We start from the raw sequence: 24,091 nt of genomic DNA on the forward strand, positions 1-24,091 counted from the left end.
AAGGGCAGGGCATCGACCGAGCGGGCGCGGGGCCCGGACGATCGATGCCACGACGACGAATGTGGGGACCAGGCTCGCGGCAAGCGCCAGCGTCCGGTGTCGTTGAGATCAGGTGTGATGCGTGTGCGTAACGATCGGTCCAAGTTCCATAGCCCGAACCCGTCCCCCGATCCACGCCGGAGGCCCTGGCGTCTCGTCGCGAGCGTGGGGATCGGCCTGTCGGTGCTGCCGCTGGTGGGCTGCGGCCTGCCGCTGATCACCTTCCAGACCGAGGAGCCGGCCACGGTCGCCGATCCGGTCAGCACGGGCAGCATCGACAAGCAGCCCAAGAGCTTCGGCGGCGATCTCGGCACCGAGGACTGGCGCCGGGCCCACGCGGCGCTCACCGTCGCCCTCGATCCCCAGGGCAACGGTCGCCCGGTGAAATGGGACAACCCGGAGACGCGGCTGCGCGGGGCGGTGAACCCGACCGGGCTTCCCTATGTCGCGGGCGACTTCGTCTGCCGCGACTTCCTCGCCTCGGTGATCGCGCCGCAGAAGAGCCGCTTCGTGCGCGGCACCGGTTGCAAGCTGTCGGGCGGCGAATGGGAGCTGCGGCGCCTGCGGGCCGCCAAGGCCGGCGCCTGAGGCGCAGGCCCCTCGATCCGGCACGGGCGGCGCCTGAGGCGCAGGCCCCTCGATCCGGCAAGACCGGCGCCTGAGGCGCAGGCCCCTTGATCCGGCAAGACCGGCGCCTGAGGCGCGGGGCCGGGTTTTACCGGCCCGGTTGACGCCCGCGCCGCGACGGGTGAATTCTGGCGCCGGGACCGTTGCATGGAAGCAACACGCTTCCCACTTCCCGGCTGAGGTCCGTTTTACGGACTTCCCCGGGAGTTGGACGGGCAGCCCCTCTCTCGACGCGGTCGGTCCGTCTTCCAACGGCACAGAGATTCAAGAAGCGACGATGCGCAATCCCTATGACGTGCTGGGTGTGCCCAAGGGCGCCAGCGAAGCCGACATCAAGAAGGCCTATCGCCGGCTCGCCAAGACCTATCACCCCGACCGCAACGCCGGCGACGCCAAGGCCAAGGACCGGTTCTCGGAGGCGAATTCCGCCTACGAGATCCTGGGCGACGCGGCCAAGCGCGCCCAGTTCGACCGCGGCGAGATCGACGCCGACGGCAAGCCCCGCGCCACCGGCTTCGAGGGGTTCGGCGGCTTCGGCGGCGGCCAGGGCGCGCGCGCCGGCGGGTTCGACTTCGAGAGCGCCGCCCGCTCGCGCGGCGGTGGCGGTGGCGGGATCGGCGAAGACATCTTCTCGCACCTGTTCGGCGAGGCGTTCCGCACCGGCGGCGGGGCAGGACCCGGTGCGGCGCGCGGGGGCGCCCAGCGTGGCGAGGACGTGGCCGCCGAGCTCAGCGTCACCCTGGAGCAGGTCGCCAGCGAGGAGAAGCTGCGCCTGGGCCTGCCGGGTGGGCGCGAGGTCGACGTGATGGTGCCCAAGGGCGTCAGCGACGGCCAGGTGATCCGCCTGCGCGGGCTGGGCCAGCCCGGCGGCCCGCGCGCGGAGCCCGGGGACGCGCTCCTCACCATCCGCATCCTGCCGCACGCCGCCTTCCGGATGGAGGGGGCGGACCTGCGCACCACCGTCGAGGTGCCGCTCGAGGACGCGATCCTCGGCGGGGCGATCCGGGTGCCGACCCTGACCGGGGCGGTGGAGATGAAGATGCCCGCGATGACGAGTTCGGGCCGGACCTTCCGCCTCAAGGGCAAGGGTCTGCCCAGGAAGGACGGCAGCCGCGGCGACCTCCTGGCCACCACCGCCGTCGCCCTGCCCGCCGCCGAGGACGCGGCCCTGACCGACTACGCCCGCGCCCGTCGCCAGGCCCGGGCCGACGCCGGACAGGCGTGAGCGCGCGGGGCGACCGGGTTCGCCCGATTGCCGGTTCACCGCGACGGGCGGACTTCCGTCGCCCGCGGGCGTCCGCTAAGGATGCCTCTCGCGCAAGGGCCGTCCGGTCCTCCGGGGGGCCCACCAGCGGGAGGTCCGCCCGGATGCGCCGCGGCCCCTCGATCAGGTGATTCATGGCGGATACGAACCCGGTTCACGATCACGTCGGCGGACTCCTGGCCGGCAAACGCGGCCTGGTGCTCGGTGTCGCCAACATCCGTTCGATCGCCTGGGGTATCGCCAAGAGCGCGCACGCGCACGGCGCCAAGCTCGCCTTCACCTACCAGGGCGACGCCCTCAAGAAGCGGGTCGAGCCCCTGGCGCGCGAGCTCGACGCCCATGTGGTCGGCCATTGCGACGTCACCGACCCGGCCTCCATCGACGCGGTGTTCGCCGCCGCCGCCGAGGTGTTCCCCGAGGGGATCGACTTCGTCGTCCACTGCATCGCCTTCTCCGACAAGGACGAGCTCACCGGGCGCTACGTCGAGACCTCGGAGGGCAACTTCACGAAGTCGCTCCTCATCTCCTGCTACTCGTTCACGGCCATCGCCCAGCGCGCCGAGAAGCTGATGCCCAACGGCGGCTCGCTGCTGACGCTGACCTACTACGGCGCCGAGAAATGGATGCCGCACTACAACGTGATGGGCGTGGCCAAGGCGGCGCTGGAGGCCTCGGTGCGCTATCTGGCCGCCGACCTCGGTCCTTCGAAGATCCGCGTCAACGCGATCTCGGCCGGGCCGATCAAGACGCTGGCCGCCTCGGGCATCGGCGACTTCCGCTACATCCTCAAGTGGAACGAGTACAACGCCCCCCTGCGCCGCACCGTGACCATCGACGAAGTCGGCGAGACCGCGAGCTACCTCATCTCCGACATGTCCCGCGGCATGACCGGCGAGATCCTGCACGTCGATGCGGGGTATCACGTGGTGGGGATGAAGAACCCGGACGCGCCGGACCTGTCGCTCGACAAGGATTGAGCGAGGACGGTCTTCGCCGATCGTTGGCGACGGAAGTGCGGTTTCGCTCGTTCGTCCGAGGGCCGGCGGCGTAAGCCGGAGGTCCGACGGCCGCGGAACTCCGACATGAGCGCCATCCCATCGCGTTTCGAGGCGGCGGCCGAGGCCGGGATCATCACCCCCGACCAGGCCGAGACGCTCGCTGCCTTCTACGCGTCGCAGGCCGTTCCGGCGTTCGCGCTCGCCGCTTCGGCCGGGGCTGCGCGGGCGGTCTTCGATCTCGCCCACGTGCTCTGGTATGCCGGGGCGCTGGTCGTCATGGCGGCGATGGGCTTGTTCTCGACCCTCGCCTTCGGCCTCATGGGCGGCCCGGCCCTGACCGCGACCGCACTCGTCTATGCCGCCGCCTTCGTGGCCGCCGGGCGCCATCTCTGGCATGTCCGCAAGCTGCCGATCCCCGGCGGTCTCCTGATCACCTGTGCCGTCGCGATGACGCCGCTCGCGGTCTACGGCATCCAGGAGAGCGGGGGATGGGGGACGGCCGACAGGCAGGGGAACTACCGGGATTTCTTCCTCTGGATCAAGGCGGGCTGGCTCCCGATGGAGATCGCGACCCTCGCCGCCACCGCCCTCGCCTTGCGCTTCCACCGCTTCGGTTTTCTCGCGATGGTCGCGGCGGTGACGCTCTGGTTCGTCTCGATGGACATCGCGGTCTGGATCGCGAACTCGCAAAGCGACTGGGAGACACGCCGCGCGATCTCCCTGTGGTTCGGCCTCGGCCTGATCGTCTTCGCCTGGGCGGTCGACCTGCGCCAGAGCCGCGCCGACTACGCGTTCTGGCTGCACCTCGCCGGAATCGCGACGTTCTGGGGAGCGCTCACGGCGCAGGATTCGTCGAGCGAGGTCGCAAGAGCGCTCTATGCTCTCCTCAACGCCGGCCTCGTCGCGGTCTCGATCTTTCTCTCGCGGCGGGTCTACGCCCTCTTCGGCGCGATCGGACTCGCCCTCTATCTCGGTCACCTCTCCCATCGGGTCTTCGCGGATTCGCTGTTGTTTCCCTTCGGCCTGTCCCTGATCGGGCTCGCGATGATCGGTGCCGGCCTCCTCTACCAGCGCCACAGCGCCCGGATCGGACATGCGATCGACCGGATGCTGCCGGCCCGCCTCGTGCGGCTGAAGCCGCGTCACGCGATCGGATAGCCGCACGTCCATCTGGGTGCATCCTTCAATCCGGCACCGTCAGCCCCGCGATACCCTCCTGCGCGTCGGGATAATGCGGGTCCATCGCCTCGAGGGTGTCGGCGATGGTGCGGGCGATGACGAGGTTGCGGAACCACTTGCGGTTGGCCGGCACCACCCGCCACGGCGCGTAGGGCGTCGAGCACAGGCCGAGGGCGTCGCCGAAGGCGGTCTGGTAGGCGTCCCAGGAGCGGCGTTCCACGAGGTCGGCGGCGTCGAACTTCCAGTGCTTCTCGGGGTCGGCGATACGGGCCTCCAGGCGCTCCTTCTGCTCGTCCTTGGAGATGTGCAGGAAGAACTTGAGCACCGTGGTGCCCGACAGGGTCAGCATCTGCTCGAAGGCGTTGATGAGCCCGTAGCGCGGGCGCCAGACCGCCTCCGGCTCGAGATCCTTCACCCGTACCACCAGCACGTCCTCGTAATGGCTGCGGTTGAACACGCCGATCATGCCGCGGCCGGGGGCCTTGTGGTGGTAGCGCCACAGGAAGTCGTGGTCGCGCTCCTCCGAGCTCGGCACCTTGAACGACCACACCCGGCACCCCTGCGGGTTCACGCCTTCGAACACCGAGCGGATCGTCCCGTCCTTGCCGCCGGTGTCGATGGCCTGGAACACCACGAGCAGGCTCTGGCGGCGCTCGGCGTAGAGGCGCTCCTGCAGGGTGCGGATGCGCTCGCGCTCGGCGCCGAGCGCCGCCTTGGCCTCGGCCTTGTCGAGGCCGCCGTCGGCATCGGGGTCGACCGTGGCGAGATCGAAACGCCGGCCGGGCCAGGCGAGGACGCTGCCGGGCACCGCGGGCACCACCGCCGGCGCCGGGATCGCGTCCGGCGCCAGGGCGGCCTCGCGCGCCATCGCCCGCGCCCATTCCGCGGAGGAGGGCGGCCTGCCGCCCGGCCTGCCGTGTTTGTGCGATGCATCACCCTGTCGCGGCATGGGGTCGGCTTTCACGTTGATGAGGCCGGTTTGGCGCTTGCCGCACCGGCCCGACATCATGAGACTCGCGCTCACCCCCATCACCGCGTCGGTGGCGAGAATCGAAGAGGGACGCGAGGGTGACAACGACCGACAGGCTTGGCCGTTCCGGAATCGCGCCCGGCCGTTCCGGCGTTCGGGACGGGCGACCGGCGCCGTGAGCGTGCGACCGACGATCTATTTCGTCCGCCACGGCCAGACCGACTGGAACGCGGAAGGGCGGCTACAGGGCCAGCGCGACATCGCCTTGAACGCGGAAGGGCTGCGCCAGGCCGCCGAGGCCGCCGCCAGCCTCCGCGGCGTCGCCGGCGACGCCCTCGACGGGGCGGACTACGTGGCGAGCCCGCTCGCGCGCACCCGCCGGACGATGGAGGCCCTGCGCGGCCACCTCGCCCTCGACCCCGCCGCCTACCGCACCGACGACCGCCTCAAGGAGATCAGCTTCGGCGCCTGGGAAGGCTCGACCTGGTCGGAGATCCGGCGCTGGGACCGCGCCAGGGCTCTGGCGCGCGACCGCGACCGCTGGGGCTACCGGCCGCCGGGGGAGGGGGCCGAGAGCTACGCCATGCTCGCCGAGCGTGTCGCCCCCGCCCTGGCGGCACTGGACCGCACCACGGTGATGGTGGCCCACGGCGGCATCGCGCGGGCCGTGCTGGTGAGCCTCGGCTATCTCGGCATCGGGCAGGCGCCGCGCATCGGCATCCGCCAGGGCGGCGTGCTGGTGCTCGATCGCACCGGCTGGCGCTGGGCCTGAATCCCGCCTCACCTTTGGTTCTGGAGCGACGTGCAAACGTGCTAGACGCGCGGCGCCGGGGGTCGTGGCGCCCTTGACGGGGCACGGCCCGGACGACCAGTGGACGCCGCCGGACATCCGGTGGTTGTCGAGCGGAGCAGCGGATGAGCGACCTCGCCGAGACGAGCCGGACGGTATCGGCGCCCATCACCGGCCGTGCCGTTCTGCACGGCGAGGCCCGCCCCGACCTGATCCGCGACGAGGTCCTGGCCGAGATCTTCCTCGCCAGCGCGCGGGCGCGGCCGGGCCATCCGGCCCTCGTCGACGGTGCGCGGCACGGGGCGGACGGCCGCCATCCGAACCTTTCCTATGCCGAGGTCGCCGCGCAGGCGGGCGCCATCGCCAGGGGGCTCTCCCATCGCGGCATCGGCCCCGGCGACGTGGTCGGCCTGTGGATGGCCCGCGGGCCGGAGCTGCTGGTGGCGCAGATCGGCATCACCCTGTCGGGTGCGGCCTGGCTGCCCTTCGACGCCGAAGCCCCCGCCGACCGCGTCGGGATCTGCCTGGCCGACGCCGCGGCCAAGGCCCTGCTGGTCTCGGACGCCCTCGCCGGACAGGCCCCGGACGCCGCCCCGGCCCTGACCGTGGCGGCGCTTCTGGCCGCCACCCCGGCGGACGCGCCCCCCGCCGATGCCAGGGCCGCCGGCCTGACCTCGGGACACCCGGCCTACCTCATCTACACCTCGGGCTCGACCGGCGTGCCCAAGGGCATCGTCATCAGCCACGCCAACATCTGCCACTTCCTGCGCTCGGGAAACGCGCTCTACGGCATCGGCCCGGACGACGTGGTGTTCCAGGGCGCCTCGGTGGCCTTCGACCTCTCGATGGAGGAGATCTGGGTCCCCTATCTCGTGGGCGCGACCCTGTTCGTGGCCTCGCCCGCGATGATGGGCGACGTCGAGGCGCTGCCGGGGCTGATCGCGCGCGGCGGCGTCACCGTCCTCGACACCGTGCCGACCCTGCTCGCGATGCTCTCGCACGATTTGCCCACGGTGCGCCTGATCCTGCTGGGCGGCGAGGCCCTGCCGGAACCCCTGATCGCGCGCTGGGCGACGGGGTCGCGAAAACTGTTCAACACCTACGGGCCGACCGAGGCGACGGTGGTGGCCACGGCCGCGGAGATGCGGCCGGGCGAGCCCGTCACCATCGGCGGCCCGATCCCGAACTATTCGGTCTACGTCGTGGGCGAGGCCCTGGACCTGCTGGGGCACGGCCAGCAGGGCGAACTGCTGATCGGCGGCCCCGGCGTCGCGGAGGGCTACCTCCAGCGGCCCGAGCTGACGGCGGAGAAGTTCGTCGCCAACCCGTTTTCCGAGGGCGGCATCGATCCGGTCCTCTACCGCTCGGGCGACGCCGTCTCCCTCGACGGCGCCGGCCGCATCGTCTTCCACGGCCGCATCGACGACCAGGTCAAGATTCGCGGCTTCCGGGTGGAGCTCGGCGAGATCGAATCGCGCATCCAGGCGCAGGCCGGCATCAACCAGGCGGCGGTGGTGCTGCGCGCCGACGACGGCATCGACCGGCTGGTGGCCTTCTTGGTGCCCGAGCGCGGCGGCGTCATCGATACCGGGCAGCTGCGCCGGACGCTCTTAGAGCAGATGCCGCCCTACATGGTGCCCGGGCACGTGGAGGTGGTGGAGGTGCTGCCGCGCCTGACCTCCGGCAAGGTCGACCGCAAGGCCCTGCGGGCAGCGACCCTGACCGTCGCCGACGTCTCGGGCGAGCAGGAGCCGCCCGCCAACGAGACCGAGGCCGCCCTGCTGGCGGCCGCGACCCAGGTCTTCGGCAACCAGGCGATCCCGTTCGAGGCGGATTTCTTCACGGACCTCGGCGGCCATTCGCTGCTGGCCGCCCGCTTCGTGGGCGCCGTGCGCGAGGCGCCGGCTCTGGCCGCGATCACCCTGCAGGACGTCTATGCCCGGCGCACCCTGCGGGCGATCGCCGACGCGCTGATCGTCCGCACCGGCGGGGCCGGTACGCAGATGGCGGCGCGCGACCTGTCCTTCGCGCCGCCGCCCCTCCTGCGGCGCGCCCTGTGCGGGCTGGCCCAGGCCGCGGCGCTGCCCTTCGTCATCGCGCTCGCCACCGCGCAATGGCTCGGCATCTTCGTCACCTACCTGCTGCTCACCGGCGGCGGCATGGGATTCTTCGGCGAACTCGCCGTGATGCTGCTGGTGTACGTCGGCATCAACGCGGTCACCGCCTGCATCGCCGTGGCGGCCAAATGGCTGATCCTCGGGCGCACAAAGCCGGGGCGCTATCCGCTCTGGGGCGTCTACTACTACCGCTGGTGGCTGACTCAGCGCCTGGTGCCGCTGGTCCACATCAAGTGGCTGCAGGGCTCGCCGGCCATCGTCCTGTTCCTGCGCCTGCTCGGCGCCAGGATCGGCCGGGACGCGCTGATCTCCGACATCGAGGTCGGTGCGCCCGATCTCCTCAGCATCGGCGCCGGGGCGTCGCTCGGCGGGCGCCTCGTCGTCGCCAACGCCGAGGTGGTGGGCGACGAACTCGTCATCGGCACCGTCAGCATCGGCCGCGACGTCGCCATCGGCACCTCCTGCGTCATCGGCCCCGGCACGGTGATCGGCGACCACGCCGAGATCGCCGACCTCACCACGGTCCCCACCGGCACGGTGGTCGGGCCGGCCGAGATCTGGGACGGATCGCCCGGCGCCAAGGTCGGCATGGCCGACCCTTCCGCCCTGCCCGAGGCGGCGCCGGCCTCGGCCCGGCGCCGGGCCGGCTTCGCGCTGGTCTACGCCTTCCTCCTCGCGGCGATCCCGGCCGTGGGCCTGCTGCCGATCTTCCCGGCCTTCTACATCTTCGACCAGATGAGCGATTCCCTCGGCACGCTCACCGACATCGACTACCACTGGTACCTGCCCCTGCTGACCTGGCCCACCGCCATGCTGATGACGGCGGGCACGGTGCTCCTGATCGCGGGCATCCGCTGGGTGGTGCTGCCGCGGGTCTCGTCGGGCACCCACTCGATCCACAGCGGCTTCTACCTGCGCAAGTGGCTGGTGGCGCTGGCCGCCGAGGTGACGCTGGAGACCCTCTCCTCGCTCTTCGCCACCGTCTACATGCGGACCTGGTACCGGCTGATGGGCGCCCGGATGGGGCAGGGGGCGGAGATCTCCACCAATCTGGCCGGCCGCTACGACCTCGCCGACATCGGCGCGCGCAACTTCATCGCCGACGAGGTGGTGTTCGGCGAGGAGGAGATCCGCCGCGGCTGGATGCACCTGCACGAGGTCAGCACCGGGGCGCGCGTCTTCGTGGGCAACGACGCGGTGGTGCCGCCGGGTGCGATCATCCCCGACGACGTGCTGATCGGCATCAAGTCCAAGCCCCCGGCCAACGCCATGATGGCGCCGGGCGACACCTGGTTCGGCTCGCCACCGATCAAGCTGCCCTCGCGCCAGCGGGTCGACCTCGGCTCGCTCGCCCAAACCTACGAGCCGGGGTGGGGGCCCAAGCTGCGCCGCGGCGCCTTCGAGGCGCTCTCGACCTCGTTCTCGCCGATGCTGTTCATCACCCTGGCGATCTCGGCGATCGACTTCTACTTCTACCCGGCGATCCTGGCGCAGGACTGGACCGGGCTCGCCGTCAGCTTCGTGGCCGTCAGCGTCGCCATCGCCTTCATCCAGTCCTTCACCGTCATCGCGGTGAAATGGCTGCTCATGGGCGTCTACAAGCCCGGCATGCAGCCGATGTGGTCGTGGTGGGCGATGCGCACCGAGGCCGTGGCGGTGCTCTACTGGGGGCTGGCCGGCAAGGTGCTGCTCGAACACCTCCAGGGCACCCCGTTCCTGCCGTGGATGCTGCGGCTGCTCGGCGTGAAGGTGGGCAAGGGCGTGTGCATGCTCACCACCGACATCACCGAGTTCGACTGCGTCACCATCGGCGACTACTGCACGATCAACCGTACCTCGGCGCTCCAGACCCACCTCTACGAGGACCGGATCATGAAGGTCGGCCGGGTGGTGGTCGGCACGGGCGTCTCGGTCGGCGCCTTCTCGACGGTCCTCTACGACACCAAGGTCGGCGACTACGCACGCCTGCGCCCGCTCACCATCGTCATGAAGGGCGAGTCGATCCCCGCGCATTCGGAATGGGAGGGCGCGCCGGCGGTCCCGGTGGTGCACGGGGCGGCATGAGAGACGGACCAGCCGCGGACGGGTGGCCTCACCATCGGCGGAACCAGATCCGTGCCGTCACATGATGACGGTCGATACAGGCACAGGGGCGAAAGACGGTTTTGGAGCGACTGGCAAGCGGGTACAGCGCGCAGTCCTGCGACGGGGAGAGAGGTGATCGGACCCCAGGGCGTCGTGTTGGCCGATCATCCGGGCCGTGATAATCTGGTCGTTATGACCAGATCGCTCGGCTCCTTCGATTCAGTACGCCAGTCCGGGCGCTGGCCGCTACAGGATGCCAAGGCCCGGTTCAGCGAACTCGTGCGCCGCGTTCGCAGTGAAGGTCCACAACACGTCACGGTGCATGGACGTGACGAGGTCGTGGTCATCTCCGTCGAAGAGTTTCACAGCTTGAAGGGGGATCGCACCGGCGAGGCGCTCGTCGCCGCGATGCAGGCCTCACCACACTGCGAGGTCGACATCGAGCCGGACCGGACCGTCATGCCCGTACGCGACGTGGTCCTGTGACAGGCTGGTTGCTCGATACGAACGTCCTATCGGAGTTGAGACGCCCGAGGCCCGAAGCGAAGGTGATCGCCTTCGTCGCCGGAGAACCCCTCCACCGGCTCTACGTCAGCACGGCAACGCTCGCCGAGATCCGCTTCGGCATCGAGCGCGTCGCCGACATCGGGCGCCGGACCGAGCTGAACGACTGGCTCGCGTTGAAGGTCCGGCCCCTTTTCGAGGGACGGGTTCTCGGGATCACCGAGGACGTGATGTTCCGGTGGCGGCTTCTGGTCGAGGAAGGCCGGAAGACCGGCCATACCTTCTCTCAGCCCGACCTGATCATTGCGGCGACGGCCATCCATCACGGGCTCACGCTCGTCACCCGCGACACGGGTGACTACGCGCGGACGGGCGCCGTCCTGCTCAACCCCTGGCGCGACACACCGGCCTGACCGCCGTCGTTCACCCCACCTGATCCTTCGGACCCAGCCGCTTGTCGAGGTAGGTGTCCACCGTCTGGGTCAACTCGTCGACCTTGCCATCGAAGAAATGGTTGGCGCCCTCCACCATCTGGTGCTCGATGATGACGCCCTTCTGGGTCTTCACCTTCTCGATCACCGGCATCACCTCGCGGGCCGGGGCGACCCGGTCCTCGGAGCCGTGGACGAACAGGCCCGAGGAGGGGCAAGGCGCCAGGAAGGTGAAGTCGTAGCGGTTGGCCATGGCCGCGATCGAGATGAAGCCCTCGATCTCGGGCCGGCGCATCAGGAGTTGCATCCCGATCCACGAGCCGAAGGAGACGCCGGCGATCCAGCAGGCCCGTGCCTCGGGATTGACCGCCTGCACCCAGTCGAGGGCGGAGGCCGCATCCGACAACTCGCCGGTGCCGTGGTCGAAATTGCCCTGGCTGCGGCCGACACCGCGGAAATTGAAGCGCAGGGCCGCGAAGCCCCGGTTCGCGAACGTGTAGAACAGGTTGTACACGATCTGGTTGTTCATCGTGCCGCCGAACTGCGGGTGCGGATGCAGCACGATGGCGATGGGGGCGCCCTTCCTCTTGGGGGCCTGGTAGCGTCCTTCGAGACGTCCGGCCGGGCCGGTGAAGATGACTTCGGGCATGGCTCTTCTCACAACTCCTGTCGCCGCCGCCGGGGAACGACGCCGTAGCCCGGACGCGAGGCGCGGCGGCGCCCCGCCTTGACTCGCGGGGCGACGTTCCTAAAAGCACGCTTAGAATAATTCCAGACGATTGGAATCGTTCTAGACTGGACAGGCCCCGTCCGTGGGGTCGTTCGGTCGCCGATGTCCGCAGAAACGGACCGTCGGTGGTGTCCCGCGGGCCTTAGCATGGTCGCGGGGGTCGAAAGCAAGGATTTGTCGGTTCGGACCGCGATGCAGGCTTCCCGTCTTCCCCGGGCCTATCTCGACCACAACGCGACCTCGCCGGTTCACCCGGAGGTCGCGGCGGCGGTGGCGCGCGCCCTGGCGATGCCCGGGAACCCGTCCTCGATCCATGCGGAGGGCCGCGCCGCCCGCGCCGCCCTGGAGGAGGCCCGCGCCGCGGTGGCGGCCCTGGTCGGGGCGGCCGCCAAGCGGGTGGTGTTCACGAGCGGCGGGACCGAGGCGGCCAACGCGGTCCTGTCCGGCGCCCTCGTGCGCCGGAACGGGATCGCCCCGACCCGGCTCCTAATCGGCGCCACCGAGCACCCCTGCGTCCTGCACGGCCACCGCTTCGCGCCCGCCCGGGTCGGGGTGATTCCCGTGGACGCCGCCGGTCTCATCCGCCTCGACGCGCTGGAAGCGGCGCTCGCGGAGTGGTGCGGCGAGGACGTGCTCGTCTCCGTCCAGGCCGCCAACAACGAGACCGGGGTGATCCAGCCCCTCGACGCGGTGATTGCGCTCGCCCGCGCCCACGGGCGCGCCCTCGTCCACAGCGACGCGGTCCAGGCGGTGGGCAAGATCCCGGTCGATACGGCGGGTCTCGATGCGCTGACGCTGTCGGGCCACAAATTCGCGGCCCCCAAGGGGGTCGGGGCGATCGTGCTCGGGGACGGCGTCGGCCTCGACGGCCCGTTCCTGCGCGGCGGCGGTCAGGAAGGGCGCCTGCGCGCGGGCACCGAGAACCTGCCGGGGATCGTCGGTCTCGGCGTGGCGGCCCGGCTCGCCGGCGAGCGGCTGGCGGGCCCCGATGCCGACATCCCGGCTTGGCGCGATCGGATCGAGGCGGGCCTGTACGCCCTGGCGCCGGACCTCGTGGTGTTCGGCCAGGGCGCGCCACGCCTGCCCAACACGCTTCAGTTCGCCGTGCCGGGTCTCACGGCGGAGTCCGCGATCATCGCCCTCGATCTCGCCGGGCTCGCGGTCTCGTCGGGCTCGGCCTGCGCATCGGGCAAGGTCGCACGCTCCCACGTGCTCGCGGCGATGGGCGTCGGCCCTGCGCTGGCCGCGGGGGCGCTGCGCGTCAGTCTCGGGTGGAACAGCGTGGAAAGCGACGTCACGCGCGCCCTTGTCACCTTAGAACGGCTCATCGCCGCCCTATATCACCGGCAGGGCCGCGCGGCATGATCGCCGCCGTCCACGCCATCCGTTTGCAAACCCCCGGCCCTTGAAGCCGGGGCGGTCAGGAGACGTCACATGCCTGCAGTGCAGGAAACCATCGACCGGGTCCGCTCGATCGACCTCGACCAGTACAAGTACGGGTTCGAGACCACCATCGAGATGGAGAAGTCCGAGAAGGGCATCTCCGAGGACGTGATCCGCTTCATCTCGGCCAAGAAGGAAGAGCCCGAGTGGATGCTGGCCTGGCGCCTCGACGCCTACAAGCGCTGGCAGACCATGCAGGAGCCCGACTGGGCCCGCGTCTCCTACGACAAGGTCGACTACAAGGATATTTATTACTATGCGGCCCCGAAGCGGCCTGCCGCCATGTCCTTGGATGAAATCGATCCAGAAATTCTGAAAACGTACGAAAAACTCGGCATTCCGCTGCGCGAGGTCGAGGTGCTGGAGGGCATCGCCCCCGAGCGCCGGGTCGCCGTCGACGCGGTGTTCGACTCGGTCTCGGTGGCCACCACCTTCAAGGCCGAGCTGTCGAAGGCCGGCGTGATCTTCATGCCGATCTCGGAAGCCATTCGCGAGTACCCGGACCTCATCAAGAAGTATCTCGGCTCGGTCGTGCCGGTGACGGACAACTTCTTCGCGACGCTCAACTCGGCGGTCTTCTCCGACGGGTCGTTCGTGTACATTCCGCCGGGCGTGCGCTGCCCGATGGAGCTGTCGACCTATTTCCGCATCAACGAGCGCGACACCGGCCAGTTCGAGCGCACGCTGATCATCGCCGACAAGGGCTCCTACGTCTCGTACCTCGAGGGCTGCACCGCCCCGAAGCGCGACGACAACCAGCTCCACGCCGCCGTGGTCGAGCTCGTGGCGCTCGATGACGCCGAGATCAAGTACTCGACGGTGCAGAACTGGTACCCCGGCGACAACGAAGGCAAGGGCGGCATCTACAACTTCGTGACCAAGCGCGGCGATTGCCGCGGCGCCAACTCGAAGATCTCGTGGACGCAGGTCGAGACCGGCTCGGCGATCACCTGGAAGTACCCGTCCTGCATCCTGCGCGGCGACAATTCGCGGGGCGAGTTCTACTCGATCGCGGTGTCGAACGGCATGCAGCAGGTCGATTCCGGCACCAAGATGATCCATCTGGGCAAGAACACCACCAGCCGGATCATCTCGAAGGGGATTTCCGCGGGCCGTTCGCAGAATACCTATCGCGGGCTGGTGTCCGCGCACCGCAAGGCCACGGGCGCGCGCAACTTCACGAACTGCGATTCGCTGCTGATCGGCGACCAGTGCGGCGCGCACACCGTGCCGTACATCGAGTCGAAGAACTCCTCCGCGCAGTTCGAGCACGAGGCCACCACCTCGAAGATCTCGGAAGACCAGATGTTCTACTGCCAGCAGCGCGGCCTCTCCAACGAGGAGGCGACCGCGCTCATCGTCAACGGCTTCGTCCGCGACGTGCTGCAGCAGCTGCCGATGGAGTTCGCCGTCGAGGCCCAGAAGCTGATCTCGATCAGCCTCGAAGGCTCGGTGGGCTGACGAGGACGCCATGGCCTTCGCGTTCGACACCCTCAAGTTCACCCAGCGCCTCGAACAGGTGGGTGTCGGGCGCGAGCAGGCCATTGCTCATGCCGAGTTGGCGCGGGACATGATCCTTGCTGACTCCGCCACCAAGGCGGATTTGAACGAACTGAAGAAAGAGATCGACGCATCGTTGCGCGAACTCGAACTCCGAATGACCGTGAAGCTTGGTGCGATTATTGGCGCTGCTGTCGCCGTGATCGCGGCTCTTCAAAAATTCTTCTGACGCTTCGACCCCATTCGCGCGTCGGCGTCATGCATCGAAATCGGGACTAAACTTCAATGATCGAAATCAAGAACCTCACCGTCGCCATCGAGGACAAGCAGATCCTCAACGGGCTCAATCTGACCGTGAACGACGGCGAGGTCGCCGCCATCATGGGGCCGAACGGCTCGGGCAAGTCGACCTTGTCCTACGTCATCGCCGGCAAGGAAGACTACGAGGTCACCAGCGGCGAGATCCTGCTCGACGGCGTCAACATCCTCGAGATGAGCCCCGACGAGCGCGCCGCCTCGGGCGTGTTCCTCGCCTTCCAGTACCCGCTGGAAATTCCCGGCGTCGGCACCATGACCTTCCTCAAGGCGACCCTCAACGCCCAGCGCCGGGCGCGCGGCGAGGGCGAGCTCTCGACCCCCGACTTCATCCGCAAGGTGAACGCGGCTGCCGAGAAGCTGGAGATCAACAAGGAGATGCTCAAGCGCGCCCTCAACGTCGGGTTCTCCGGCGGCGAGAAGAAGCGCATGGAGATCCTGCAGATGGCGCTCCTCGAGCCGAAGTTCTGCGTGCTCGACGAGACCGATTCCGGCCTCGACATCGATGCCCTGCGCATCGTCTCGGAAGGCGTGAACGCGCTGCGCGCGCAGGGCCGCTCTTTCCTCGTCATCACCCACTACCAGCGCCTGCTCGACTACATCGTGCCGGACGTGGTCCACGTCATGTCGCAGGGGCGCATCGTGAAGTCCGGCGACAAGGACTTGGCCAAGGCCCTCGAAGCCTCCGGCTACGCCGAGTACCGCACGGGCGAGGCCGCCTGAGATGGCCGACATCACTCCGCTCCGCACCGCGGCCGAGACCGGCCTGTCGAAGCTCTTCGAAGCCACGAAGATGAAGTACCCCACGGGCGTGTCGATCGCCCGCGAGGAGGCGTTCCGCTACTTCGAGGCGGTGGGCCTGCCGACCCGGCGGGTCGAAGCCTTCAAGTATACGGACCTGCGCTCCGCGTTCCGCGACGCCGCCCACCCGGCCGAGATGCCCTCGGCCGAGACTGCCAAGGCGGCGTCCGCCGAGGCCAAGGGCTTTGCGGGGATCGAGGCGGTCCGGCTCACGTTCGTCAACGGACACCTGATCGAGGCGGAATCCGACCTCGGACGCATCCCGGCCGGCATCACCGTGACGCCGCTGACGCGGGCCCTCACGGAGGGGCATGCCCTCCTCGACCAGCTGACGCCCGTGCGCCAGGCCTCGGAGAACGCGATCTATCAGCTCAACACCGCCTTCCTGGCGGACGGCGCGCTGATCGCGGTGGAGGCCGGAGCCAAGGTCGAGGCGCCGCTGCACCTGCGCTTCGTCGGCACCGGGCCTGACGCCTATTCCACCGCCACCCGGGTATTGGTGACGTTGGGGGAGGGTGCCGAGGCGCTGATCCTGGAGAGCCACGAGGGACCGGACGGTGTCGCCTACCAGCCTAACGACGCCGTCGACGTGGTGGTGGCCGATGGGGCCACTTTCCGGCACGCCCGCCTCAACGCGGAAGGGCGCGAGGCGGTGGCGCTGTCGACGCTGTCGGTCAAGCTCGGGGCCGCCTCGGCGGTGGAGACCGTCAACGTGGTGGTGGGCGCCGTGCTCTCGCGCCATCAGGTCTACCTGAACTTCGCGGGAGCCGATGGCCGCGCGGTGGTCAATGGTGCTGCCATGCTCAACGGCAAGCAGCTCGCCGACACCACGTTCCTCGCCGACCACGCCGCCACCGGAGGAATTAGCCGCGAGCTGTTCAAGACCGTGGTGGACGGGGCCGCCACCGGCGTGTTCCAGGGCAAGATCATCGTCCAGCAGGCGGCCCAGCAGACCGACGGCAAGATGATGTCGGCCTGTCTCATCCTGTCCGACGAGGGCCAGATGATGAACAAGCCCGAGCTCGAGATCTTCGCCGACGACGTCGCCTGCGGCCACGGCGCCACTTGCGGCGCCCTGGACGACGACCTCCTGTTCTACCTCATGCAGCGCGGGCTGCCGAAGGCGGAAGCCGAGAGCCTGCTCGTGCAGGCGTTTCTGGGCGCCGCCATCGAGTCGGTGAGCCACGAAGGCGCGCGTGATGCGCTGATCGGAACCGTCGAGGCGTGGCTGAAAGCGCGGGGCTAGAGAAAATCGCAGACCGACCTCGAAAGCGAGGCCGATCTGCGGATGCCCGACCCACCCCGCGACCTCATCCCGAGGTGCCGGAGCGCAGCGGAGGCTTCGAAAGAGGCCGCCCGTTCGCACAGGGGTTCTGAAGCCCTCGGTCGAGGCTGCTTTGCAGCACCTCAGGATGAGGGACAGGGTGGGTTCGTCACCCGACTCCTGTTTTGGAAAGTCGAGACATGAACGCACCCGTTCCATCCGCCCCCTACGACGTCCAGGCGATCCGGGCCGAGTTCCCGATCCTCGCCCAGAAGGTCTACGGCAAGCCCCTGGTCTATCTCGACAACGCGGCCTCGTCGCAAAAACCGCGCGCGGTGATCGACGCGATGGTGGCCTGCATGGAGACGGGCTACGCCAACGTCCATCGCGGGCTGCACTTCATGGCGAACGCCGCCACCGAGGGGTTCGAGGGCGCGCGCGAGACCACGCGCCAGTTCCTCAACGCCGGGTCCACCGACGAGATCGTCTTCACCCGCAACGCCACGGAGGCCTACAACCTCGTGGCCTCGTCCATGGGCCTGATGGGCCAGATCGGGGAGGGGGACGAGATCATCCTCTCGATCATGGAGCACCATTCCAACATCGTGCCCTGGCACTTCTTGCGCGAGCGGCGCGGCGCGGTGATCAAGTGGGCGCCCGTGGACGACGAGGGCAACTTCCTGATTGAGGAGTACGAGAAGCTGTTCTCGCCCCGCACCAGGATGGTGGCGATCACCCACATGTCGAACGTGCTCGGCACGGTGACGCCCGCGGCCGAGATCGTGCGCATCGCCCATGCCCACGGCGTGCCGGTGCTCCTCGACGGTGCCCAGAGTGCGGTCCACGGGCGCATCGACGTGAAGGCCCTCGATTGCGACTTCTTCGTCTTCACCGGCCACAAGGTCTACGGACCGACGGGTATCGGTGTGCTCTACGGCAAGAAGGAATGGCTGGAGCGCCTGCCCCCCTACCAGGGCGGCGGCGAGATGATCCGCACGGTCGGGGAGGATTTCGTCACCTACAACGACCCGCCCCACCGGTTCGAGGCGGGCACGCCGGCGATCGTCGAGGCGGTGGGCCTCGGCGCTGCGCTGGAGTTCATGATGACCCTGGGCCGCGAAAAGATCGCGGCGCACGAAGCTTCGTTGCTCGCCTACGCGCAGGAGCGCCTCGGGGCGATGAACTCCGTACGGATGATCGGCACCGCCAAGGGCAAGGGCGGCGTCATCGCCTTCGAGATGAAGGGCGCGCATGCCCACGACATCGCCACCGTGATCGACCGCTACGGCGTGGCGATCCGGGCCGGCACCCATTGCGCCATGCCTTTGCTCACCCGGTTCGGCGCGACCTCCACCTGTCGCGCCTCGTTCGGGCTGTATAATACCCGTGACGAGGTAGACGTCCTCGCCGAGGCCCTGGCCAAGGCCGAGATGATGTTCGCCTGACGTTCGACATCCCGGCGGCAGGCCCGCCATACGCGCGACAGCGCGCCGCCGCGCATGCGGCGGACGGCGCGGATCGACAAACGATCCGCGACCTCACGAGGACAGGACCATGAGCGACGCCGCCATCACCGGCGGGGCCAACACCCCCGCCATCGCCACCGCCTCGGCGATCCCGCCCGAGGAGCTCGACCGCCTGACCGACGACATCGTCGCGGCCTTGAAGAGCGTCTACGATCCCGAGATCCCGGCCGACATCTACGAGCTCGGCCTGATCTACAAGGTCGACATCGCCGACGACCGCAAGGTCGCCATCGACATGACGCTGACCGCCCCGGGCTGCCCGGTGGCCGGCGAGATGCCGGGCTGGGTCGAGACGGCGGTGGCCGCCGTGCCGGGCGTCCAATCCTGTGCCGTCACCATGGTCTTCGATCCCCCGTGGGATCAGAGCCGCATGTCCGATGAGGCCAGGATCGCGCTGGACATGTGGTGACAGCCGCGAGGGTCGGCCTCAGGCGCCCGTCGCCACGTTGCGCCGCGGCGCGAAGGTCAGCCCCTCATAGACCTCGGCGAGCGCGAGCCGCGCGCCGATGGCGGGAAGGTCGATGATCGCGTCGACGCCTTCGAAGGTTGCGATCGCCCAGGCATCCCCCTGGCGGGCATAGAGCAGGGCCTGGGGCTTCAGCGTCTCGACGAGCAGAATGTAGGCAAGCGTCGGATGGCGCTTGTACTCTTCGAGCTTGCGCGCCCGGTCGACGGCCGTCGTCGACGGCGAGGCCACTTCGACGACGAGTTTCGGTTCCCGGGCCTCGTAGGTGTCGGGGACCAGAGCCGCGCATTCCACCATCACGTCGGGCCGTCGAAGGTCCATGATGCTGGTGCGGATCGCGACATCGGCTGTCGTCGGCCGGCAGGGTGTGCCCTTCAGTTGCGTTCCCAGACTGATGATGATGTTCACCGTCGCCTGGTCGTGCTGCAGGCTCGCCCCCGTCATCATGCGGTGCCGGGGTACGGGATGGCCGTCGATGAGTTCGTAGAGTTCGTCCTGGTCGCGCTGCCAGGCGAAGAATTCCTCTGGCGTCATGATTCGGCGCGCGGCGTCTGCCATAAGGTCCTCCCACCACGGGTGGACGATACCACAAGGCGGCGACGTCTGCCGCATCACGGCAGTGGACCGCGCCATCCGCGATCCTTATCTTGCGGGATGGACGATCACCCTCAACCGCCCGGACCTTGAACCCGGCTGCCGGAGAGACACCATGGCTTCCAAGTTCCAGGTCCTGTCGCTGACCGACGCGGCCGCAGACCGCATCAAGGCGATCATCGCCGATGCCGACCGGCCCATCGCCGGCCTGCGCGTCGGCGTGAAGAACGGCGGCTGCGCCGGCATGTCCTACACGATGGAATACGCCGACGGCCCCAACCCCGGCGAGGACAGGGTTGAGGATCGCGGCGTCACCGTGTTCGTCGACCCCAAGGCGCTGCTGTTCCTGCTCGGGACGCAGATGGACTTCCAGACCTCGAAGCTGTCGTCCCAGTTCGTGTTCAACAACCCGAACCAGACCTCGGCCTGCGGCTGCGGCGAGTCCGTGGCGATCACGCCGGTCAATCCGGAGATGATGCGCGCCTTCGCCTGACCGGCGTCAGGCCACGTCGGGCAAGTCGAGGGATTCGGGCGCGGCGGTGTCGTCCACCGTGCGGTTGCGGCCGTCGCGCTTGGCCAGGAACATGCAGATGTCGGCCCGCTCCAGGAGCGAGGCCGGCGTCTCTCCCCTGCGGGCGGTCGCCACCCCGAGCGAGATCGTGATCTTGCCCAGCGACTCGCCGGTGGACCGCTTGACGAGTTCGCGGCCCATCACGCTGGTGCGGACCTTTTCCGCGATCTCCACCGCCGCGGCGCGATCGGTCTCGGGCAGCAGGATGCCGAACTCCTCTCCGCCGAAGCGCGCCAGGGTCGCCCGTCCCTTGACGTGCTCGCGCATCACGATCGCCACCAGCCGCAGCACCTGATCGCCGGTGAGGTGACCGTAGAGATCGTTGAACCGCTTGAAGAAGTCGACGTCGATCACGACGAGGCTGGCCGGCGCGCCCTGGCGGGCGGCACCTTCCACGAGTTTGCCCAGCGAATCCTCGAAGTGCTTGCGGTTGGCCAGCCCGGTGAGCGAGTCGGTGAGGCTCTCGATCCGGGTCGCCTCCAGCGCCTCGCGCAGGGTCTCGATCTCGCCGCGGCTGTCGCGCATGCGCGCCTCGAGGGTGCGGTTGTTGGCCGACACCTCGCGGGTGGTTGTCACCAGGGCGGCCACGATCTCGCGCACGCGGGTGCGGTTGAGGCCGGAGCCGTCGAGGTCGATCGACAGGGCCTTGAGCGATTCCCCGTACTGCGCGGTCGAGCCGAGGGAGAGGTCGAGCACCTCCATGATGCCCTCGATCTCGGCGAGCACGTTGGTGCTCGTCCGCTCGGCTTCGGTGGAGAGGCGGCGGCCGTCGAGATAGGTCTCGTAAAGGGAGTCGATGTCGGTGTCGGTGAGGTTGCCCTGCTGCGCGGTGAGACGCTTGATCGCATCGTTCATGAGGGGCTGCGCCCCCGCGACGTAGGTGTACCAGACCGTGTAGGCGCGTGGCGTGGCGGAGGAACCGTAATCGCGCATCAGTTCGTTCGCCCGCTCGGCCAGGGCGAAGGTTCGTTCCCGGTCTCCATGGGGGGCGCTGCTCATCCGCTAGACCATCCGCTGACGACGATCCGGCGCGTTGGTGAGCCGTGTCTCGAGTCGACCGCAGGATGTGGGACGATGGTGGAGATCGCGTTAAGGCGACCGGCCAAGCTTCTCCCCGCCGCATCGGGCGGGGAGCGATATGGGTCGCGCTCAGTCCTTGCGCGGCTTGACCGGCGCGGGCCTCAGCAGGAAGGCCGGCACGTGCGCGCCGAGACCCACCGGCGAATCGCCGTCCTCATCCTCGTTGCGGCGGCGGGCGGCGGCAGGGGGGCGGCGCTCGTCGCGAACACGCTCCTGGCGGGGAGCGGCGGCCGCGGGCCGTGGCTCGCGGGGTTGCTGGGCTACGCGGGGCTGGGCCTCACGACGGCGGGGCTGGGCCTCGCGGGGCTTGCGGTCGCGCTCGACCTCCGCGACGGCTTGCACGTCGGCGGCCGGCGCCTCCACGACCTCGATGCTGGGCTTCGATGCGCGGCGACCGCGGGACGAGCGGGGCATGTCGGCATCGGAGGACTCGGACCGCGAGGACTCGGACCGCGAAGGTTCGGAGCGCGAAGGTTCGGAGCGCTTGGCCGCGCCGCCTCGTCCGCGCCGGGGGGCATCGGCGGCCTTGCCGCGATGGCGGCTGCGGGGCTCCGCCTCCTCGCCGGTGGCTTCCGGCAGGGTGGCGAGATCGCCCTCGGCCCAGGGGATCGGCTGGCCGATCAGCGCCTCGATGGCGTGGAGCGAGCGTTCGTCGGCCCGGCTCGCCAGGGTGAAGGCGTGACCGGCGCGGCCGGCGCGACCGGTGCGGCCGATCCGATGGACGTAGTCCTCCGGGTGGTGCGGAACGTCGAAGTTGAAGACGTGGCTCACGGCCGGGATGTCGAGGCCGCGCGCCGCCACGTCGGAGGCCACCAGCAGCGGCACCTCGCCGGAGCGGAAGCCGTCGAGCGCGATGGTGCGGGCGCGCTGGTCCATGTCGCCGTGGAGGGCGGCCACGTTGAAGCCGTGGCTGGCCAGCGACTTCTGCAGCAGCGCCACGTCGCGCTTGCGGTTGCAGAAGATGATGCCGTTGTTGAGCTCGGCCTCGCCGCGGATGAGCTTGCGCAGGACCTCGCGCTTCTCGTGACCTTCCGCGCCCACCGCCACGAGCTTCTGGACGATGGTGGCGGCGGTGGAGGCCGGCCGGGCCACCTCGATCCGCTGCGGGTTGTGCAGGAAGACGTCGGCCAGCCGCTCGATTTCCGGCGGCATCGTCGCGGAGAAGAACAGGGTCTGGCGCGTGAACGGCACCATCTTCACGATGCGCTCGATGTCGGGGATGAAGCCCATGTCGAGCATGCGGTCGGCCTCGTCGATGACGAGGAGCTCGACGCCGGTGAGGAGGAGCTTGCCGCGCTCGAAATGGTCGAGCAGGCGGCCGGGCGTGGCGATCAGCACGTCGGTGCCGCGCATCAGCTTGGCGTCCTGGTCGCCGAACGACACGCCGCCGATGATGAGCGCCACGTTGAGCTTGTGGTTGGTGCCGTAGCGCTCGAAGTTCTCCACCACCTGGGCGGCGAGTTCGCGGGTCGGCTCCAGGATCAACGTGCGCGGCATGCGGGCGCGGGCGCGTCCGTTCTCGAGCATGGTCAGCATCGGCAGGGTGAAGGCGGCGGTCTTGCCGGTTCCGGTCTGGGCGATGCCGAGCACGTCGCGCCGGGCGAGCACGTGCGGAATGGCCTGGGCCTGGATCGGCGTCGGCTCTGTGTAGCCGGCGGCGGTGACGGCCTGGAGGACCTTGTCGCTCAGTCCGAGGTCGGCAAAGGACATATCGTTCTAAAAAACCGTTGCGCGCGGGAAGTGGATCGAGGGACCGGCGCGGAGGGTAGCGTCACAGATGGCGACGATGAGCCCCGGCCCGGTCGTCGGCCTCGCCCAACGCCGCACGGGCGCATCGCGTGGACATCTAGAGCCTTGGGACAGCGTGTCAATCGGCGCTGCCCGCCGGGACGGGGTTATCCGCAACCTCCCCATGCCGATTTCTCCCGCAGCGGGATCTGCGGCAGGGCCTTGCGCCAAGCCCTCCGGTGACCGCGACCGGCACGTCCGGCCGGTCTTCCGGTCATGCGGACCCGCACGGCCGACAGGCCGACCTTGGACAGGAGATGTCACGCCCCCCGGGGAAACGCGTCCCGACCGGCACGATCCTGCCAATTCGTTAACTTAAGCAAGCATTCAAGCGGTGTGACAGGCTGTAGCAAGCCGGCGATCGTGAAGATCGGCGTGATGTGCGCGAACGCACGGACGGTCAGGCCCATCGGCCAACTGGGGCTAACCTTTACCGTTCATTGACGGGTGAGGCCGTATCAGAGACCTTGTTGCAGGAAAGCGACAGACCTCGCGGCTGCCAGGACCTACAAGCGCGGCGGCTTTCGCCAATCCCAGGACCAGTGGACACCATGAAAAGACTGCTTCTCGCCTCGACCGTTCTGGCCGGCCTCACCGCCGTCGCTTCGGCCGCCGACCTTCCGCGCCGCGCCGCGCCGCCGGTCTTCGTTCCGGTCCCGGTCTTCACCTGGACGGGCTTCTACTTCGGTATCAACGCCGGCTACGGCTTCGANGACCTTCCGCGCCGCGCCGCGCCGCCGGTCTTCGTTCCGGTCCCGGTCTTCACCTGGACGGGCTTCTACTTCGGTATCAACGCCGGCTACGGCTTCGACACCGGCAAGCAGGACCGTAACGTCTACGACAACGTCTTCCCGAACCTCGTCACCGGTGGTGTGGGCCCGTCGCAGGTCGCCTATTCCAACAGCTCCAACGAGGGCTTCACCGGCGGCGGCCAGGTCGGCTACAACTACCAGTTCACCCCGGGCTCGGGCCTGGTGGTCGGCGTCGAGGCCGACGCCCAGTACGTCGA

21 protein-coding genes and 2 pseudogenes are annotated in these 24,091 nt (G+C 69.1%); 18 read left to right on the forward strand and 5 right to left on the reverse strand.

Annotated features, from left to right (window positions below; genetic code table 11):
- The first annotated feature begins 117 nt into the window (after window positions 1–117).
- The 4 genes from ASG40_RS08155 to ASG40_RS08170 all read left to right on the forward strand — a co-directional run bounded on the left by ASG40_RS08155 (window position 118) and on the right by ASG40_RS08170 (window position 4,086).
- Window positions 118–627, forward strand: a complete 510-nt coding sequence (locus ASG40_RS08155) for an RT0821/Lpp0805 family surface protein (RefSeq protein WP_082523970.1) — start codon at window positions 118–120, stop codon at window positions 625–627.
- Window positions 628–943: 316 nt separating this feature from the next.
- Window positions 944–1,891 carry a DnaJ C-terminal domain-containing protein gene (locus ASG40_RS08160; protein WP_055883397.1) on the forward strand — a complete coding sequence of 316 codons (948 nt, stop codon included), beginning with the start codon at window positions 944–946 and terminating at the stop codon, window positions 1,889–1,891.
- 173 nt (window positions 1,892–2,064) lie between these two features.
- A complete protein-coding gene (fabI, locus tag ASG40_RS08165) occupies window positions 2,065–2,907 on the forward strand; it encodes an enoyl-ACP reductase FabI (RefSeq protein ID WP_055883400.1) in 843 nt (280 codons plus the stop codon).
- Window positions 2,908–3,012: 105 nt separating this feature from the next.
- Window positions 3,013–4,086, forward strand: coding sequence for a hypothetical protein (locus ASG40_RS08170; RefSeq protein WP_055883402.1), 1,074 nt, complete (start codon window positions 3,013–3,015; stop codon window positions 4,084–4,086).
- Window positions 4,087–4,111: 25 nt separating this feature from the next.
- Here the strand turns inward: ASG40_RS08170 and ASG40_RS08175 are convergent, their stop codons facing one another.
- Window positions 4,112–5,056 (reverse strand): polyphosphate kinase 2 family protein, encoded by a 945-nt coding sequence (locus ASG40_RS08175; RefSeq protein WP_055883467.1) that lies wholly within the window; start codon window positions 5,054–5,056, stop codon window positions 4,112–4,114.
- 196 nt (window positions 5,057–5,252) lie between these two features.
- Between ASG40_RS08175 and ASG40_RS08180 the strand changes: the two genes are divergently transcribed.
- The 4 genes from ASG40_RS08180 to ASG40_RS08195 all read left to right on the forward strand — a co-directional run bounded on the left by ASG40_RS08180 (window position 5,253) and on the right by ASG40_RS08195 (window position 10,986).
- A complete protein-coding gene (locus tag ASG40_RS08180; protein WP_055883469.1) occupies window positions 5,253–5,849 on the forward strand; it encodes a histidine phosphatase family protein in 597 nt (198 codons plus the stop codon).
- Window positions 5,850–5,992: 143 nt separating this feature from the next.
- On the forward strand, window positions 5,993–10,048 hold the full coding sequence (locus ASG40_RS08185; RefSeq protein ID WP_055883405.1) for a Pls/PosA family non-ribosomal peptide synthetase: 4,056 nt from the start codon (window positions 5,993–5,995) through the stop codon (window positions 10,046–10,048).
- Window positions 10,049–10,261: 213 nt separating this feature from the next.
- Window positions 10,262–10,555, forward strand: coding sequence for a type II toxin-antitoxin system Phd/YefM family antitoxin (locus ASG40_RS08190; protein ID WP_055883408.1), 294 nt, complete (start codon window positions 10,262–10,264; stop codon window positions 10,553–10,555).
- Window positions 10,552–10,986: a type II toxin-antitoxin system VapC family toxin gene (locus ASG40_RS08195; RefSeq protein ID WP_055883412.1), complete on the forward strand. Its 435-nt coding sequence runs from the start codon at window positions 10,552–10,554 to the stop codon at window positions 10,984–10,986. The genes ASG40_RS08190 and ASG40_RS08195 overlap by 4 nt, the downstream gene beginning before the upstream one ends.
- 10 nt (window positions 10,987–10,996) lie before the next feature.
- Here the strand turns inward: ASG40_RS08195 and ASG40_RS08200 are convergent, their stop codons facing one another.
- A complete protein-coding gene (locus ASG40_RS08200) occupies window positions 10,997–11,653 on the reverse strand; it encodes an alpha/beta hydrolase (protein ID WP_055883415.1) in 657 nt (218 codons plus the stop codon).
- A 273-nt stretch (window positions 11,654–11,926) separates the two neighbouring features.
- Between ASG40_RS08200 and ASG40_RS08205 the strand changes: the two genes are divergently transcribed.
- The 7 genes from ASG40_RS08205 to ASG40_RS08235 all read left to right on the forward strand — a co-directional run bounded on the left by ASG40_RS08205 (window position 11,927) and on the right by ASG40_RS08235 (window position 18,992).
- Window positions 11,927–13,099, forward strand: a complete 1,173-nt coding sequence (locus ASG40_RS08205; RefSeq protein WP_055883417.1) for a cysteine desulfurase family protein — start codon at window positions 11,927–11,929, stop codon at window positions 13,097–13,099.
- 69 nt (window positions 13,100–13,168) lie between these two features.
- Window positions 13,169–14,638 carry a Fe-S cluster assembly protein SufB gene (gene sufB, locus ASG40_RS08210; protein WP_055883419.1) on the forward strand — a complete coding sequence of 490 codons (1,470 nt, stop codon included), beginning with the start codon at window positions 13,169–13,171 and terminating at the stop codon, window positions 14,636–14,638.
- Window positions 14,639–14,648: 10 nt separating this feature from the next.
- Entirely contained in the window at window positions 14,649–14,906 is a 258-nt protein-coding gene (locus tag ASG40_RS08215; RefSeq protein WP_055883421.1) for a hypothetical protein, read from the forward strand.
- 56 nt (window positions 14,907–14,962) lie between these two features.
- Window positions 14,963–15,715: a Fe-S cluster assembly ATPase SufC gene (gene sufC / locus ASG40_RS08220; RefSeq protein ID WP_055883424.1), complete on the forward strand. Its 753-nt coding sequence runs from the start codon at window positions 14,963–14,965 to the stop codon at window positions 15,713–15,715.
- A 1-nt stretch (window position 15,716) separates the two neighbouring features.
- The gene (sufD, locus tag ASG40_RS08225; RefSeq protein ID WP_055883427.1) at window positions 15,717–17,039 is read left to right on the forward strand and encodes a Fe-S cluster assembly protein SufD; all 1,323 of its coding nucleotides are present in this window, start codon (window positions 15,717–15,719) and stop codon (window positions 17,037–17,039) included.
- Window positions 17,040–17,257: 218 nt separating this feature from the next.
- On the forward strand, window positions 17,258–18,502 hold the full coding sequence (locus tag ASG40_RS08230; RefSeq protein ID WP_055883432.1) for a cysteine desulfurase: 1,245 nt from the start codon (window positions 17,258–17,260) through the stop codon (window positions 18,500–18,502).
- 109 nt (window positions 18,503–18,611) lie between these two features.
- Complete coding sequence (locus tag ASG40_RS08235) at window positions 18,612–18,992, forward strand: SUF system Fe-S cluster assembly protein (protein WP_055883435.1); 381 nt, start codon at window positions 18,612–18,614, stop codon at window positions 18,990–18,992.
- Window positions 18,993–19,010: 18 nt separating this feature from the next.
- Here the strand turns inward: ASG40_RS08235 and ASG40_RS08240 are convergent, their stop codons facing one another.
- Window positions 19,011–19,607: a Uma2 family endonuclease gene (locus tag ASG40_RS08240; RefSeq protein WP_055883438.1), complete on the reverse strand. Its 597-nt coding sequence runs from the start codon at window positions 19,605–19,607 to the stop codon at window positions 19,011–19,013.
- 151 nt (window positions 19,608–19,758) lie between these two features.
- Between ASG40_RS08240 and ASG40_RS08245 the strand changes: the two genes are divergently transcribed.
- Window positions 19,759–20,136, forward strand: a complete 378-nt coding sequence (locus ASG40_RS08245; RefSeq protein WP_055883472.1) for a HesB/IscA family protein — start codon at window positions 19,759–19,761, stop codon at window positions 20,134–20,136.
- Window positions 20,137–20,142: 6 nt separating this feature from the next.
- Here ASG40_RS08245 and ASG40_RS08250 read toward each other — a convergent pair whose 3' ends face one another.
- Window positions 20,143–21,213, reverse strand: a complete 1,071-nt coding sequence (locus ASG40_RS08250; protein WP_055883441.1) for a GGDEF domain-containing protein — start codon at window positions 21,211–21,213, stop codon at window positions 20,143–20,145.
- 150 nt (window positions 21,214–21,363) lie between these two features.
- Entirely contained in the window at window positions 21,364–23,004 is a 1,641-nt protein-coding gene (locus ASG40_RS08255) for a DEAD/DEAH box helicase (RefSeq protein ID WP_055883444.1), read from the reverse strand.
- A gap of 629 nt (window positions 23,005–23,633) precedes the next feature.
- Between ASG40_RS08255 and ASG40_RS22520 the strand changes: the two are divergent.
- Window positions 23,634–23,720: pseudogene (locus ASG40_RS22520) on the forward strand (porin family protein); the annotation flags it as partial.
- A gap of 75 nt (window positions 23,721–23,795) precedes the next feature.
- Window positions 23,796–24,091 (forward strand): annotated as a pseudogene (locus ASG40_RS22095) (porin family protein); the annotation flags it as partial.

Origin of the sequence: Methylobacterium sp. Leaf399 (assembly GCF_001424525.1) — a bacterium.
Classification (GTDB): domain Bacteria; phylum Pseudomonadota; class Alphaproteobacteria; order Rhizobiales; family Beijerinckiaceae; genus Methylobacterium.